Here is a 14201-nt window from a genome sequence, read left to right on the forward strand (position 1 = left end):
TCCTCTCCTGACTCCCCATACATAGACAAATAAAAAATCAGGAAAGGAGAAGACTTATTTGGCACATCGGATAAAAATTTTCAAACCACTTCATAAGGAGAGGGCATCGTCAGGCCCCTTTCGGTTTCAAGGCAGCATGACACTAGAAACGGCACTTGCTTTTCCGATTTTTTTGGCAGCTATCTGTGCATTTGTCTGTCTTTTGGAGATAGCGGATATAAGGATGAATATTTATATGGGACTATGGACAGCAGCAAGAGAAACAGCACAGGAGGTTATCATGTCGCCGGTGTTGTCTGACAAAAAAATTGAACAGACAATGGTGCGAACGATCGGAGAAGGCAGGTTGAATAGAAGTATGATAGAGGGTGGTCAAGAAGGACTTGACTGCGGCGGATCGAGAATCTCTCATTATGACGGAATAATACATTTAAAGGTGAGCTATCGGATGAACACGCCTCTCCCCGGATGGCTTTCCTCAAAAATTTTATGTGAAGACTCCCTGGATATAAAGGGGTGGACCGGATACAGGGGAGGAGTTGAAAACGCACAGGGGGAGGAGACTCTGGTGTACATTACAGAGACAGGAAGTGTATATCACACAGATTATTCCTGTACATATTTGAACCTGTCTGTCCAGCCAGTGGCAGCAGAGGAGGTTGAAGGTATTAGAAATGAATCCGGTGGAAAATATTATCCATGCTCTTCCTGTACCAAAAAATATATCGAAAAAGGGGTCGTCTATGTCACAAGCACGGGAAATCGCTATCATTTGTCGTTGCAGTGCAGTAAATTGAAAAGAAAAATCTATACAGTGCCGCTTAGAGAAGTGGCAGGGAAAGGAGTATGTTCAAAATGTACGAAATAGTGAGAATGGGAATTACGCTGGCACTGCTGGCTTTGCTGGGAGTTATGGCATTCAAGGACTGGAAGACAAAGGAAGTGCCTGTGATATACTTAATAGTTTCGGGGGCAGTGGCGGCATTGGAGATGGTGTATTTACTTGCTGCCGGTCAGATGTTGCAGTTCCGTCTGGGAATTTCAGGGCTGCTCTTAGGCGTTGGCTGTACCTTTATAAGCTATAGGACAAAGGAAAAAATAGGATATGCGGACAGCGTTGCCATTGGTATTGTTGGGACACATCTTGGAATTTGGAGAATGATCGGTGTTTTGTTGTTATCCTTTTTCTGTGTATTTGTAAGAGTGGTTTTAAAAGAAGGTCTTCACAAAGATTCTCTTAAAAAGAGCATGCCGTTTCTTCCTTTTTTGTTTCTTGGTTACCTGGGGGCCGGAGTGATATGAAAAAGAAAAAAAAGTTAAAGGGAGTTATGGTGGTTGAAATGGCATGTCTTAGCGCTTTTTTCGTATTGATGATAGCAACAGCAGTCATGCTCTTCTTCTATTATTATGACAAGAATATACTGCAAGGAGCTGCATTTGAGGCTGCTGTGTTTGGAGCTGAGCGATATGACAAGGGAAATACAGAAATGCTTGAGACATATTTTAAGGATCGGATAGAGAAGAAAACAATCTTTTTTTCCAATGCTCAAGTGAAGATTGTCTGTGAGGATGATTTTTTGTCTGTGCATGCAAGTATGAGTCATGGAAAGGTAAAAGTCAGCGCCAGAGCCGGGAGTGCCATAACCAGACCTGAGGATGTACTCAGAGAGAAAAAGAGATGGACAAAGCAGTTAGGAAAAGAGTGAGAAGATGGAGACAGGTTATACAAAAGATGTGAGCAAGGCTTATATTGTTGTGGAGACAAGAGGAATATATGAAAAAGAGTATCAGATGTGTATGATGGAGACAAATCAAATCCCCGGACTTCTCCCTGTATCCAGCAGAGGAGTGGATAATAATACACAATTTCTATATGAAATCAACGGAAAGGTTTCGATGAAGGCAGTGTATGAAAAGGCAAAAATGAAAGGGGAGGAGATGCAAAATTTTATTCGGAAATTCTGGGAGCTCCAGAAAGTGTGGAAGGATTATTTGTTGGACAGTGAAAACGTGCTTCTGGAGCCGGAATTTATTTTTATGGAAAAAGGGAATTTTTATTTCTGTTATTACCCCATGGAGAAACAGGAGATGAAACAGGAATTACTTCATCTTTTTGAATATTTTGTAGAAAAGGCAGATTTCACGGACAAGGAGAGTATGTATCTGGCGTCCAGGTTTCAGAGGGCTGCGCTGGAGTCGAACTTCCATTTTTCGGATCTTATACAGCTATTGGAGCAAGAGAAAGAAGAGACAGAAGAACAATTTATGGCTGAAAAGCAAAAAGAATGGAATCTTTACGAAACAAGAGTGGAGGAAGAAATTCCGGAACAGGAAGAGATTGCTGAGCAAGAAACAGAGATATACAGCGGAAAAAGAAAAAAAAGAACGCTGATGGAAAAGATAAAAAAATACAGAAATAAGAACTGGGGGGAGTGGGAAGAATTTTTTGAAGAATAAAAAAGACAGAAAATACATGTGGGAAAATTTGGATGTTGAATTGAAACTTGAGACCGAATCTACTATAATGATTAAGAAATAAAAGTGGAAAGGGCGCCTGCTTACATGAACAGTCAAACAAAATTACCGATATGTACAATAGCGATTGTCGTTGTAAATATCATGGTTTTTCTTATTTTATCAAACACAGGTGAAGTCGAAAGCGGTTTGTATATGATGCGTCATGGGGCCATGTATGTGCCGGCGGTTCTGGCCGGGGATTACTATACATTGGTGACAAGCATGTTTCTTCATTTTAGTTTCCCGCATCTTTTTAACAACATGCTGTTGTTACTCGTACTTGGGAGATACGTGGAAGAAGAAGCGGGAAAGATAAAATTTCTCATCATTTATTTTTTTGGAGGGATTGCAGGGAATGTGCTCTCCATGCTTATGGACATCAATAGCGGAGAGTTTGCAGTGAGTGCCGGTGCGTCAGGAGCAATCTTTGGACTCATCGGGGCACTTATATATATGGCAATATACAATCACGGTCATATTGCCGATTTATCACAGCGCGGGTTAATGTTCATGGCTGTTTTAAGCTTGTACTTCGGGTTTACAAGCAGCGGTGTTGACAATTTTGCACATCTTGGAGGACTGATTGGCGGTTTTCTCATATCCGTTTTGGTATATCGGAAGAGAAACGACAAAAACAGTGCCTTCGGACAATTTTGATTTTACGCTGATATCTCCGCCATGAGCGTGAATGATGCGCTCGGAAATGGCAAGACCAATTCCAGTACCGTTTTCCTTAAAGGTTGCAAAAGGCTCAAAGATGTGTTCGAGCTGTTCTGGTTCCATCCCACACCCATTGTCAGTGATGATTACTTCGATTTTATCTGAAGTCCGCAGTGCTTCCAGAAGGATTTTTCCTCCGTAAACTGCATCAGCCGCATTTCTTAGGATATTCAAGAAAGCTTCTAAAAGTTTTACGCGGTCTCCCCTGAATACCCCCATCTCTTCGCTGATGCGGGAGGTAAATTCTGTGTCCGAATCAGAAAGGGATGCGGCAAAAGAAAGACAGAGGTGTTTGAGAAAATTTCCGAAATGAAAAGTGTTGACTGTCAGACTGCCGCTGTGATTATAGCTTGACAGTTCATCAAGAAGCTGCTCTGCACTGTCTATATCGTATAAAAGAGTTCTCCATTCTTTGAAATCTTTGATTTCGGGATGGCGGATGGACAGCAGCTGTGTGGAACCGGAAATAAGCGTGAGTGCATTTTTCAACTCATGAGATATACGGCTCAATGTCATTTCATTGGCAACGTTAAGCTGTCTTAACAGCTCCTGGTGCTTTGGACTGCATTCTAAATATGTATATAATTCCTGGTAATCTTTGGTTTGAATCATAGGTAACCTGCCTTTCTGTACTTTGTTAATTTGAGAATAGTGTAGCATTGAGGGAAAAGTTATACAAACAAATTTATAGTTCAAATTCCGACATTTTTTGCGGATTGAAAATATATAATAAAGAAAGAGGGAACAAACATGAAAGAAGAAAATTGTATTTTCTGTAAACTGGCAAATGGACAAATTCCTACGGCAACATTGTACGAGGATGAAGATTTCAGGGTGATTCTTGATGCCTCCCCGGCATCAAAGGGTCACGCGCTCATTCTGCCTAAGGAACATTTTAAAAGCCTGTATGAGCTGGATGATGAGACAGCATCAAAGGTTCTTGTGCTGGCCAAGAAAATGATCACAAAATTGACAGAAGTACTTGGGTGTGATGGATTTAATATCGTACAGAATAATGGTGAAGCAGCAGGACAGACAGTATTTCACTTTCACATGCATTTGATTCCGCGCTATAAAGACGACAAGGTAGGCTTAGGATGGTCTATGGGAGAATTGACGGAAGAGGTTAAGAATGAACTGCTTGAGAAGATGAAATAGACTTCCATAACAATAAGAGAAAATATTCATTGTGAGAGAACTAAATGAACAGAGAAAATTTTGAGGACATTTACAACAAATTCGCATTGACAACTCTGAAGACTGCAATGCACTATGTGGATGATGTCCATGTCGCGAATGAACTTACACAGATTGCCTTTTTGAAACTATATAAACATATGGATCATGTGGAAGAGTGCAAAGTGAAAGCGTGGCTGACAATTACCGTGAAGAGACTTGCATACGGTCATACAAAGAAAAAGGTACGGGAAACTCTGTACGATATGGAGACAGCAGATGAACTTGGAATCTTTGACAGACTAGCTGAGAACAGCGCGGAATATCATATTTTGAAAACAGAACATGAAAAAGAAGTAAAGGAATTCAAAGAAGAAATCTTTGAAGCGCTGTATAAAAAGAATGTCCGCTGGCACGATGCAGTTGTATTGGCATACGTGATGGGGAAACCACAGAAAGAGGCTGCTGAGGAATTGGGAATGACAGTTGAGATGTTATACAGCGTACTTCATAGAGCAAAACAATGGATAAAAGAAAATTATGGAGACAGATTCAAAGAGCTGAAATAGGAAAAGGGTATTGCTGGTTAAAGCAATACTCTCTTCCAAAATTCTGTACATTATTTTTTGTTTGCAGCAAGTTCGATCAACCTGGTAATAGTTGTTATCGCGTCTTGCTGAGAGGAGTGTTTCATGGCTTTGATATAGGATTCGCGTTCCTGGTACAGTTTATGAATTGAAGACAGAAGTAATTCACTGCTAAGCTCTTCCTCCTCGATGACCATGCTGTATCCCTGTTTCTCAAAAGAGCGGGCATTCAGGATCTGGTCTCCGCGGCTTGCGTTGGCAGACAGCGGAATCAGAATGTTTGGTTTATGGAGTGCAATGAGTTCGCAGATGGCATTTGCTCCTGCCCTGGAGATGACAAGGTCACAGAGCGCGAACAGATCCTTCAATTCATCCTTGATGTATTCATACTGTACATAGCCTTTGGTGTTTTTCAGGGATTGATCGGTTTTGTTTTTGCCGCACAGGTGAATAACCTGGTAATCTTTCAAAAGCTCAGGAAGTATTCCGCGGACAGCATTGTTGACAGCGACAGAACCAAGGCTTCCCCCAATGATGAGGACAACCGGTTTTCCGGAGGTTAATCCTGTGAACTCTAAAGCAGCCGTTCTGTTGCCGTGCAACAGTTCCTGACGGATTGGGCAACCGGTCAGGATTGCCTTATCTTCCGGAAGAGATTTTAATGTCTCCGGGAAATTGCAGCACACCTTAAATGCGGAAGGAATGGAGAGCTTATTTGCCAGTCCCGGTGTCATATCGGATTCATGGATAATCACCGGTACATGATGATGTTTTCCGGCCATGACAACGGGAACAGACACAAACCCGCCTTTGGAGAAAATGACATCCGGTTTCAGTGTTTTGATCAAATGACTTGCTTCGCGAAATCCTTTCAGGACACGGAAAGGATCTGAGAAGTTTTTCATACTGAAATATCGTCTGAGTTTCCCTGATGATATTCCGTGATAGGGGATCTGAAAAGGAGTGATCAAATCTTTTTCAATTCCCTCGTAAGAACCAATATATTGAATATCGTAGTGGAGTTCTTTTAAACGCGGAAGAAGAGCGATATTCGGCGTCACATGGCCAGCAGTTCCTCCACCGGTTAACACAATACGTTTCATAGACGTTCCTCCTAAATAAATCTTTACAAAATAATCTTATCAGATTGAGAGGAAACGTCAAGAAAGTTTAAAAGAAGAGCCCAAAAAGATATTTGCCAGGCAGCATTGATATGGACTTGTAACAGTAGTATTTGGAAAAGAGGTGTCATATGAAGAAAAAACAGAGTGACATAGAACAGTATTTACGGGAAGAATTTGAAAAAGAGGCTAAAGAGACACTGGAAGAAGTGGAAAATGACAAAGACCTGGACACTGTCAAAGTTCCGGACGAAATGTACGAGCAGATTATGGTAAAGATAAATGCTTTTGAGCAGGAGAAGGCAACTAGCAAACAGCTTGACGATTCATATGAGGTTCCAAGGTACACAAGAAGGAAGGTTGGTTTCAGCAGGAAAAAGACCTGTGGCCTTGTGGCAGCGGCGGCTGTGCTGGTGATTGGGGCCGGGGTTACAAGCGTGGGCGGACCACAGTATATACTGGAGACAATGCAGCAGAAAGTTGGCGGGCGAGAGATGACACAAACAGATACTAAAAACGAAAAAAAAGTCAATTCTGGTGTTAGAAAGGAAGAAGAGGCATTTGAAAATATAAAAGAAGAATTGGGGATTGAACCTATAAGGATAAACTATGTACCAAGGGGAACAGTATTTAAGGATTACGAAATTCTGAAGGATTTGTATTTAGCCAGGCTTGAATTTGATTATAATGGAAAGACATTGGCATACAGAATTCAGGCTAATTACACACAGACTTCTTATGGAATGGATATAGAAGACAAACTGATTGATGAATGGAAGATGGTAGTTTCTGGAATAGACATTGCCATCAAAGAATATCAGATAGAAGAAACAGGTGAAATAGAATACGAGGCAGGATTTAAATATAATAATGTAGCATATTCTTTTTCCGGAATTATACCGTGGAAGGAATTAGAAAAAATTTTACAAAATTTGTACTTTTTTTAATAAAAGCGTAAGTTTTTAAAAAGAAAGACGTTATATATTATATAGGACTAGGGATTTAAGAAAGGAAAAAAGTAAATGAAAAAAGTTAAAGTATTTTTTGGAATATTATCAATGGTGTTTTGTATGAATTTTTCTCTATTGACTGTGAATGCAGAAGATACCGGAAAATCAGAAGAATTATATATAGGAAGTGCACAGATTGACCCAAGGGGTGCTTATTTACAAAAGGGGATATCGCGTATTAGCAAAGTAGGGGATGGCCTTGTTAGGGCATCTGGTTCAACGGATGCACATAGAACTACAACGGTTTCTGTGTATGTTAGATTAGAGAGAAAAGTTGGTGGAGATTGGGAAGTTTACGCATCATGGGGAGCGCAGAAAACCGGGACAAGCATTACCACTTATAAAGATTTCAAGGTGCCAAAAGGGTATTATTACCGTGTGTCATGCAGTCATTATGCAGGACCAGATGTAAGTGGTTCTTACACAAACGGAATTCTTATCGACTGATTTACCTACAAATAAATACACCTGGAGGCCATTACAGTTGTCACAGACCCCAATGTAACCAATTAACTTACATTGAGAGAAACCAATCACTTTGCTCCCCACGAGCAAATCTATAGTAAATTTTGAGTGGTCTGTGACAACTGTAATGGCCTCCGCCAGAAAGAATGGTTAGAAACCATTCTTTTTTATTATACAGGAAAGTCCGCATGATAAAAAGCCCTCCGAGAAAATGCACGATATGCAAACCAGAGCAGGTCCCTTGGGAAGGGAGTTAGAGAATTCGATGCGGACTTTCCGCTTTGTTGCTTTATTATTATATGAAAAGCAGCTATTTTTTAACCGCTTCTTTTAATGCTTGAGCAAGCTGATCCGGGCAGGAAGTGCCTTTGAAACCGCAGGTGATTCCTTCGACACGTTTGATGACTTCATCTACATCCATTCCATCGACAAGACTTGCGATTCCTTTCAGATTTCCATTGCATCCGCCTGTGAACTGCACATTTTTTACTTTATTGTCCTCTGTGAGCTCAAAACTGATGTTGCGGGAACAGACTCCTTTTGTTTTATAATCCATTTTTGAAACCTCCTTTTTGCATAGAATTATAACAAAGTATCGTGTGAATTTCCACAGCTAACTTGTAGTAGGGATGTAGAATCTTATTTTAATTTGGTTGTTGGAAACAAAGAAAACAACAAGGAATGGACAATGCAAAGAAACCGGAAGGGTAACAAGCTGGAAAGTGTGGGATTGACGGGGAGCAAGTATATATTTTAAAATTTAATGTATATGTGCAGAGAATGCAGATGAAACATCATACAAATATAAACTTACAAAAAAGGAGAAAGAGGTCATGATAGGAATTATCGGAGCAATGGAAGAAGAGGTTCAGGTATTAAAAAACGAGATGGAGGCAGAAGAGGTAAAAGACATTGCGGGCATGACGTTTTATAAAGGAACATTGTGCGGAAAGGAAACCGTTGTGGTACAAAGTGGGATCGGGAAGGTGAATGCAGCGATCTGTACACAGGTGCTTGCAGACCAGTTTGGCGTGGATGTTGTGATCAATACGGGAATTGCAGGCTCTCTTGATGCGGACATTGATATTGGGGATATTGTGATTTCCACGGATGCAGTGGAGCATGACATGGATGCAAGTGCTTTCGGAGATTCGGTAGGGCAGGTGCCGAGGATGGATACATTTTCTTTCCCTGCGGATGAGCAGTTGGTAAAAAAGGCTGTGGAGGCAAATGAGCAGGCAAACCCTGATGTGCGTACATTTACAGGGCGGGTGGTCAGCGGCGACCAGTTTGTCTCATCCAGCGAGGTGAAGGACCGGCTTGTGAAACTTTTTAGGGCAAAGTGTACGGAGATGGAGGGAGCTGCGATCGCTCACGCAGCCTATCTGAACCAAATTTCGTGTGTCATCATTCGTGCTATTTCGGACAAAGCTGACAATAGTGCCACCATGGATTATCCGACCTTTGAAAAGAAGGCAATCGAGCATTCTGTAAGGCTTATCCGGGCTCTGATGCCAAAACTGTAATAGAGAAATCTAACAAATTCGAATAAAAAGGGCGGATTTTGTTGAACGATTCTGGGGTTTTCCTTCTTTTTTTCGCAGTTTGTACAAGCTATAATAGCGATAAAAAAGAAGGAGGCTCTTTTATTATGTTAAAGACAATCGCAGACAACCGAATCTTATTTGTTGTGATGGGGCTTCTGGCAGCCATAGGGCTTGTCAGCAAGATGATCACATGGTTTTCACTGAAGAGAATGGCAAAAGCTGCCGGAAATATGAATCTGAGCAGCCATAGGCTGATGAAACTTCTGAAGGCAAAATTTGAACATGCATGCATGGTCAGCGACAAGGTACAGAATGTGAAGGCGTTCATTGAGAAATATCTGTATGAGTACAGAATACTGGGACTGAAGATCCATACATGGCAGCAGCTGGAGAAACAGTCAGCCTGGCTTTTGGGACTTACAGCTGCGGTGGGAGCCATGCTCAGCTATTATGAGTACGGCATGCGGGATGAGGTGTTTTACTATGCAGGCATTGGCGGCGCCGCGGTTGTGCTGCTGATTGTATTTTATATTTCTGCGGATGAGAGATATCTTCTGGATACCGCGCAGGTGTACATGACAGATTACCTTGAAAATGTTTATGCGCACAGGATGGAAAAGATGAGTCTGAGGGAAAGAGAAAAAGAAGAGGCAGCTGTGCGCAAAATGGAGACCAACGGAAAAGAAGAGGTATCCACGGAGGAAACAGCAGTCGATGAAAAGACAGAAGAAGATCCATCAGAGCATGTGGGGCTTGCAATTGAAATAAAGGAGAAAAATGGGAAAACAGAGGAAAATACAGAGGGTGTGAGTGAGAAGGAGATTGTGGATATCAGTGACAGGCTGGAGAAACAAAAAGAGGAGGCATCAAGGGAACAGGCTATCCGAGAAATACTGGAGGAATTTTTGGCGCAGAATTGACACTGATTTGTACGTGTGCTATTATTTTCCCGAATAAAGTAAGGTAATTAATTGTTTGAACAAAAGGAGAAAGACGATGAGAAAGACTAAGATAATTTGTACATTAGGACCATCTACCGATAAGGGAGATGTTTTAGAGACACTCATCAAAGAGGGGATGGATGTAGCAAGATTCAATTTTTCCCATGGACCGCACGAAGAACAGCGCGGGAGGATCCAGAAACTCAGAAAACTCAGAGCGAAATACAACAGGCCTGTGGCAGCGCTTCTCGATACAAAGGGACCGGAGATCCGTCTGAAAACTTTTGAGAATGAAAGCGTTGTGCTGGAAAAAGGCCAGGAGTTTAGACTGGGTGTGGGAGACTTTGCAGGTACTCAGAAAAAAGTGGCAATTACTTACGAAAAACTCTATGAAGATGTAAAAAAAGGCGACAGTATTCTCATTGACGATGGACTGATCGGCATGGTGGTTGAACGTGTAGAAGGTACAGACATTGTCTGTAAGGTTATAAACGGCGGCAAAGTATCCAATAAAAAAGGAATCAATGTTCCAGGTGTTGTTGTAAACATGCCATTTATCAGCCAAAAGGATTATGACGATATTCTCTTTGGAATCCAGGAAGAGTTTGATTTTATTGCGGCATCCTTTACGAGAACTCCGGATGACGTCAGAATGGTTCGCAAGATTCTGGAAGAAAACGGCGGCGAGAAGATTAAGATTATTGCAAAGATTGAAAATCAGCAGGGTGTGGACAATATTGATGAGATTATAGATGCAGCGGATGGAATCATGGTTGCCAGAGGAGACATGGGGGTTGAAATTCCTCTTGAAGAAGTACCGATCATCCAGAAGATGATCATCCAGAAAGTATACCACGCGGGAAAACAGGTCATCACGGCAACACAGATGCTGGATTCTATGATGAAAAATCCAAGACCGACAAGGGCAGAGACAACGGACGTTGCAAATGCGATCTATCAGGGGACAAGCGCGATCATGCTTTCCGGGGAGACCGCAGCCGGAATGTACCCTGTGGAAGCGCTCCAGACAATGGTGAAGATTGCAAGACGTACGGAAAAAGATATTGATTATAAACGTATTTTCACAATGCGGCAAAGGGAAGAAAAGCCGGATATAACAGCAGCGATCTCACATGCATGCTGTATGACTGCCATTGAATTGGACGCAAAGGCTATTATCACAGTCAGCAAGACGGGAAGAACAGCGAGAAATATCTCCAAATACCGTCCGAAATGTATGATCGTGGACTGCTCCACAGATGAGCATGTGTGCAGACAGCTGAACATGTCATGGGGCGTATACCCGATCCTTATTCACGAGGAATACAGTATGGAAATCCTTTTCCTCCATGCAGTTGAGGCTGCACAGAAACATGGTTTTGTAGAGGACGGCGATGTGGTCGTGCTCACAGCCGGCGTACCTCTTGGGAAACCAGGAAATACAAACATTATTAAGACAAGCATTGTAGGTGAATATTAGAAGAAGAAGGGTCTGTACACCAGGATATTTGCATGGTGTGCAGGCCCTTTTGCTTGCACAGGGTTAGGTTCTTTGTTAAAATAGAAACGGTGTAATTTGTTTTAATATAAAATTAAAGGAGAGATAGAAATGGCAAAAGTAACATTTGATTATAAAAAGGCTGAAAAATTCATTACAGCTGAAGAAGTCAAGAATATAGAAAAACAGGTCATGGACGCAAAAGATCTGCTTTTGAGCAGAAACGGGGCGGGAAATGATTTTCTTGGATGGATCGATCTGCCGGTGGAATACGATAAAGAGGAGTTTGACAGAATTAAAAAAGCAGCGGATAAGATCAAAGAGGATTCCGACGTGCTCCTAGTCATTGGAATCGGCGGTTCCTATCTTGGGGCGAGAGCGGCAATTGAATTTTTGAGACATAATTTCTACAATATGGTTTCAAAAGAAGTGCGAAAAACTCCGGAAATTTATTATGTTGGAAACAATATCAGCAGCACATATATCAGACATTTGATGGATGTTATCGGGGAGAGGGATTTCTCTATCAATATCATCTCAAAGTCCGGCACAACCACTGAGCCGGCCATTGCCTTCCGCGTGTTCAAAGAGATGATCGAGGCGAAATATGGAAAAGAGGAGGCTGCAAAGAGAATCTACGCGACTACAGATAAAGCAAAGGGAGCGCTCAAAAATCTTGCAACAGAAGAAGGATACGAGACATTTGTAGTGCCGGATGATGTGGGCGGACGTTTCTCAGTTCTCACAGCAGTGGGACTTCTTCCGATAGCAGTCAGCGGTGCGGACATTGACAAGCTCATGGAAGGAGCACAGTCAGGAAGAAAGAAGGCTCTGGAAAATGCATTCGAGGAAAATGATGCGCTCAAATACGCAGCTATCCGCAATATTCTTTTGCGCAAGGGAAAAGTGGTGGAGATTCTTGCAAACTATGAGCCAAGTCTTCACTATGTGTCCGAGTGGTGGAAACAGCTCTACGGGGAGAGCGAGGGAAAAGACCAGAAAGGCATTTTCCCTGCATCTGTGGATTTGACGACAGATTTGCACTCCATGGGTCAGTTCATTCAGGATGGAAACCGCATTATGTTTGAGACTGTGATGGAAGTGGAGGAGCCTTGCGAAGAGATTATTTTGAAGGAAGAACCAGTGGATCTGGACGGGCTCAATTATCTTGCGGGGAAATCCGTTGACTTTGTAAACAAGAGTGCGATGAACGGAACGATCCTTGCGCACACGGACGGAAATGTGCCGAACCTGAAAGTCAGTATCCCAAAGCAGGATGAGTTTTACCTTGGAGAACTGTTCTACTTCTTTGAATTTGCCTGCGGTGTGAGTGGATATATGCTTGGCGTAAATCCATTCAATCAGCCTGGGGTGGAGAGCTACAAGAAGAACATGTTTGCCCTTCTTGGAAAACCGGGGTTTGAAAAACAGAGAGAAGAACTCTTAAAGAGATTATAAGGAACGCCTATGTTATCGAATCAAGTGCTCCACCGCACATTGGTGGATATCAGTGAAATTACAGGAGCAGAGCTGTCCATCTGGAATATGGACGGCATCTGCATTTTGGAGACAGGAAATGCGTCCGGCCTGTTGGCTGATGGTGTCAAGGCGTTTATCCGGGAGCTCCCGGATAAACGAGTAAAGACAGAGGAAGGGGTTGGGCTGTTCTCAGTCTGCTACGAACAAACCCCGGTCTATGTGCTGGCCATGTACAGCTACAAAGAGGGCGGTATGGAGATTGCCGGAAGGCTTTGTGTTTCAGAGTTTGAGGCATTGCTTTTGGCATATCACGAACATCCGGATAAAAATCACTTTATCCAGAACCTGATTTTGGACAATCTTTTGGTTGTGGATATTTACAACCAGGCAAGGAAACTGCACATTGAGACCGATGTGCCAAGAGTTGTGTTCTCCATTGAACCTAAGTACGAGGAGGACAATATTGTCCTGGAGACTCTGAAAGGGCTTTATGCTATGAGCGGCCGGGATTTTATCACATCCATAGACGAAAACCATATTGTCCTTGTGAAAACGCTGGATGAGAAAAATCAGGCAGGCGTTATTGAGAAGACTGCAAAGACCATTGTGGATACATTGAGCGCGGAGGCCATGATCAAGGTTCGTGTGGCATATGGCAGTGTGGTACGTGATTTAAAACAGGTGTCCAAATCTTACAAAGAAGCAGCAATGGCTTTGGATGTGGGCAGGATTTTTTATTCGGAGAAAAATATCATCGCTTACGGCGAGCTTGGCATTGGGAGATTGATCTACCAGCTTCCCGTGTCTCTTTGCGAGATGTTTCTTGGGGAAGTGTTTGAGGGAAAGAAAGCGGAGGAGTTTGAGGAGGAGACGCTCTATGCGGTCAACAAATTTTTCCAGAACAACCTCAATATTTCAGAGACGGCAAGACAACTGTATGTGCATCGGAATACTTTGGTTTACCGGTTGGAAAAGATACAAAAAACAATCGGGCTGGATGTGCGCGTGTTTGACGATGCGCTGACATTTAAGATTGCCATGATGGTTGCAGAGCATCTGAAATACCTGAAAAAAGACTGAACTTGTCTGCGTTGATTTAGTGTGTTAAAATGTTGAGAAAATAATAAGATAAAGGAGGCA

16 protein-coding genes and 1 pseudogene are annotated in these 14201 nt (G+C 42.3%); 14 read left to right on the forward strand and 3 right to left on the reverse strand.

Features of this window, described 5'->3' with window-relative positions; all coding sequences use genetic code 11:
* The first annotated feature begins 58 nt into the window (after positions 1-58).
* The 5 genes from B5F18_RS03820 (at position 59) to B5F18_RS03840 (ending at position 3174) form a co-directional block, all read left to right on the forward strand.
* Positions 59-868 (forward strand): pilus assembly protein, encoded by an 810-nt coding sequence (locus B5F18_RS03820; RefSeq protein WP_143468351.1) that lies wholly within the window; start codon positions 59-61, stop codon positions 866-868.
* Positions 856-1302, forward strand: a complete 447-nt coding sequence (locus B5F18_RS03825) for a prepilin peptidase (protein WP_162607529.1) — start codon at positions 856-858, stop codon at positions 1300-1302. Before B5F18_RS03820 ends, B5F18_RS03825 begins: the two co-directional genes overlap by 13 nt.
* Positions 1299-1706, forward strand: coding sequence for a TadE/TadG family type IV pilus assembly protein (locus tag B5F18_RS03830; protein ID WP_087156352.1), 408 nt, complete (start codon positions 1299-1301; stop codon positions 1704-1706). The genes B5F18_RS03825 and B5F18_RS03830 overlap by 4 nt, the downstream gene beginning before the upstream one ends.
* Before the next feature lie 4 nt (positions 1707-1710).
* Positions 1711-2457, forward strand: coding sequence for a DUF6382 domain-containing protein (locus B5F18_RS03835; RefSeq protein ID WP_087156353.1), 747 nt, complete (start codon positions 1711-1713; stop codon positions 2455-2457).
* Positions 2458-2562: 105 nt separating this feature from the next.
* Positions 2563-3174, forward strand: a complete 612-nt coding sequence (locus B5F18_RS03840; RefSeq protein ID WP_087156494.1) for a rhomboid family intramembrane serine protease — start codon at positions 2563-2565, stop codon at positions 3172-3174.
* Between the two features lie 15 nt (positions 3175-3189).
* Here the strand turns inward: B5F18_RS03840 and B5F18_RS12870 are convergent.
* A pseudogene (locus B5F18_RS12870) lies at positions 3190-3897 on the reverse strand (sensor histidine kinase); the annotation flags it as partial.
* Between the two features lie 90 nt (positions 3898-3987).
* Between B5F18_RS12870 and B5F18_RS03850 the strand changes: the two are divergent.
* Together B5F18_RS03850 and B5F18_RS03855 are read left to right on the forward strand one after the other, a co-directional pair.
* Entirely contained in the window at positions 3988-4395 is a 408-nt protein-coding gene (locus tag B5F18_RS03850; RefSeq protein WP_087156355.1) for an HIT family protein, read from the forward strand.
* A 44-nt stretch (positions 4396-4439) separates the two neighbouring features.
* The gene (locus B5F18_RS03855) at positions 4440-4982 is read left to right on the forward strand and encodes an RNA polymerase sigma factor (RefSeq protein WP_087156356.1); all 543 of its coding nucleotides are present in this window, start codon (positions 4440-4442) and stop codon (positions 4980-4982) included.
* A gap of 50 nt (positions 4983-5032) precedes the next feature.
* Here B5F18_RS03855 and B5F18_RS03860 read toward each other — a convergent pair whose 3' ends face one another.
* Complete coding sequence (locus tag B5F18_RS03860; protein ID WP_087156357.1) at positions 5033-6103, reverse strand: undecaprenyldiphospho-muramoylpentapeptide beta-N-acetylglucosaminyltransferase; 1071 nt, start codon at positions 6101-6103, stop codon at positions 5033-5035.
* Between the two features lie 149 nt (positions 6104-6252).
* Here B5F18_RS03860 and B5F18_RS03865 point away from each other — a divergent pair, with 149 nt between their 5' ends.
* Positions 6253-7068 (forward strand): DUF4367 domain-containing protein, encoded by an 816-nt coding sequence (locus B5F18_RS03865; protein WP_087156358.1) that lies wholly within the window; start codon positions 6253-6255, stop codon positions 7066-7068.
* Between the two features lie 75 nt (positions 7069-7143).
* Positions 7144-7578 carry a DUF6147 family protein gene (locus B5F18_RS03870; protein ID WP_087156359.1) on the forward strand — a complete coding sequence of 145 codons (435 nt, stop codon included), beginning with the start codon at positions 7144-7146 and terminating at the stop codon, positions 7576-7578.
* A 328-nt stretch (positions 7579-7906) separates the two neighbouring features.
* Here the strand turns inward: B5F18_RS03870 and B5F18_RS03875 are convergent, their stop codons facing one another.
* A complete protein-coding gene (locus B5F18_RS03875) occupies positions 7907-8152 on the reverse strand; it encodes a TIGR03905 family TSCPD domain-containing protein (protein WP_087156360.1) in 246 nt (81 codons plus the stop codon).
* A gap of 277 nt (positions 8153-8429) precedes the next feature.
* Here B5F18_RS03875 and B5F18_RS03880 point away from each other — a divergent pair, with 277 nt between their 5' ends.
* The 5 genes from B5F18_RS03880 to B5F18_RS03900 all read left to right on the forward strand — a co-directional run bounded on the left by B5F18_RS03880 (position 8430) and on the right by B5F18_RS03900 (position 14141).
* The gene (locus tag B5F18_RS03880) at positions 8430-9122 is read left to right on the forward strand and encodes a 5'-methylthioadenosine/adenosylhomocysteine nucleosidase (protein ID WP_087156361.1); all 693 of its coding nucleotides are present in this window, start codon (positions 8430-8432) and stop codon (positions 9120-9122) included.
* A gap of 125 nt (positions 9123-9247) precedes the next feature.
* Positions 9248-10063, forward strand: a complete 816-nt coding sequence (locus B5F18_RS03885) for a hypothetical protein (protein WP_087156362.1) — start codon at positions 9248-9250, stop codon at positions 10061-10063.
* Between the two features lie 76 nt (positions 10064-10139).
* Positions 10140-11564, forward strand: a complete 1425-nt coding sequence (gene pyk / locus B5F18_RS03890) for a pyruvate kinase (protein WP_087156363.1) — start codon at positions 10140-10142, stop codon at positions 11562-11564.
* 129 nt (positions 11565-11693) lie between these two features.
* Positions 11694-13040, forward strand: coding sequence for a glucose-6-phosphate isomerase (locus tag B5F18_RS03895; RefSeq protein ID WP_087156364.1), 1347 nt, complete (start codon positions 11694-11696; stop codon positions 13038-13040).
* 9 nt (positions 13041-13049) lie between these two features.
* Complete coding sequence (locus B5F18_RS03900; RefSeq protein ID WP_087156365.1) at positions 13050-14141, forward strand: PucR family transcriptional regulator; 1092 nt, start codon at positions 13050-13052, stop codon at positions 14139-14141.
* Positions 14142-14201 lie beyond the last annotated feature (60 nt).

Source organism: Lachnoclostridium sp. An181 (assembly GCF_002160325.1).
GTDB lineage: Bacteria > Bacillota > Clostridia > Lachnospirales > Lachnospiraceae > An181.

Coding starts and splice junctions, on each gene's coding strand:
- B5F18_RS03825 (WP_162607529.1), top strand. CDS start 856: ATGTACGAAATAGTGAGAATGGGAATTACGCTGGCACTGCTGGCTTTG.
- B5F18_RS03830 (WP_087156352.1), top strand. CDS start 1,299: ATGAAAAAGAAAAAAAAGTTAAAGGGAGTTATGGTGGTTGAAATGGCA.
- B5F18_RS03835 (WP_087156353.1), top strand. CDS start 1,711: ATGGAGACAGGTTATACAAAAGATGTGAGCAAGGCTTATATTGTTGTG.
- B5F18_RS03840 (WP_087156494.1), top strand. CDS start 2,563: ATGAACAGTCAAACAAAATTACCGATATGTACAATAGCGATTGTCGTT.
- B5F18_RS03850 (WP_087156355.1), top strand. CDS start 3,988: ATGAAAGAAGAAAATTGTATTTTCTGTAAACTGGCAAATGGACAAATT.
- B5F18_RS03855 (WP_087156356.1), top strand. CDS start 4,440: ATGAACAGAGAAAATTTTGAGGACATTTACAACAAATTCGCATTGACA.
- B5F18_RS03860 (WP_087156357.1), bottom strand. CDS start 6,103: ATGAAACGTATTGTGTTAACCGGTGGAGGAACTGCTGGCCATGTGACG.
- B5F18_RS03865 (WP_087156358.1), top strand. CDS start 6,253: ATGAAGAAAAAACAGAGTGACATAGAACAGTATTTACGGGAAGAATTT.
- B5F18_RS03870 (WP_087156359.1), top strand. CDS start 7,144: ATGAAAAAAGTTAAAGTATTTTTTGGAATATTATCAATGGTGTTTTGT.
- B5F18_RS03875 (WP_087156360.1), bottom strand. CDS start 8,152: ATGGATTATAAAACAAAAGGAGTCTGTTCCCGCAACATCAGTTTTGAG.
- B5F18_RS03880 (WP_087156361.1), top strand. CDS start 8,430: ATGATAGGAATTATCGGAGCAATGGAAGAAGAGGTTCAGGTATTAAAA.
- B5F18_RS03885 (WP_087156362.1), top strand. CDS start 9,248: ATGTTAAAGACAATCGCAGACAACCGAATCTTATTTGTTGTGATGGGG.
- pyk (WP_087156363.1), top strand. CDS start 10,140: ATGAGAAAGACTAAGATAATTTGTACATTAGGACCATCTACCGATAAG.
- B5F18_RS03895 (WP_087156364.1), top strand. CDS start 11,694: ATGGCAAAAGTAACATTTGATTATAAAAAGGCTGAAAAATTCATTACA.
- B5F18_RS03900 (WP_087156365.1), top strand. CDS start 13,050: ATGTTATCGAATCAAGTGCTCCACCGCACATTGGTGGATATCAGTGAA.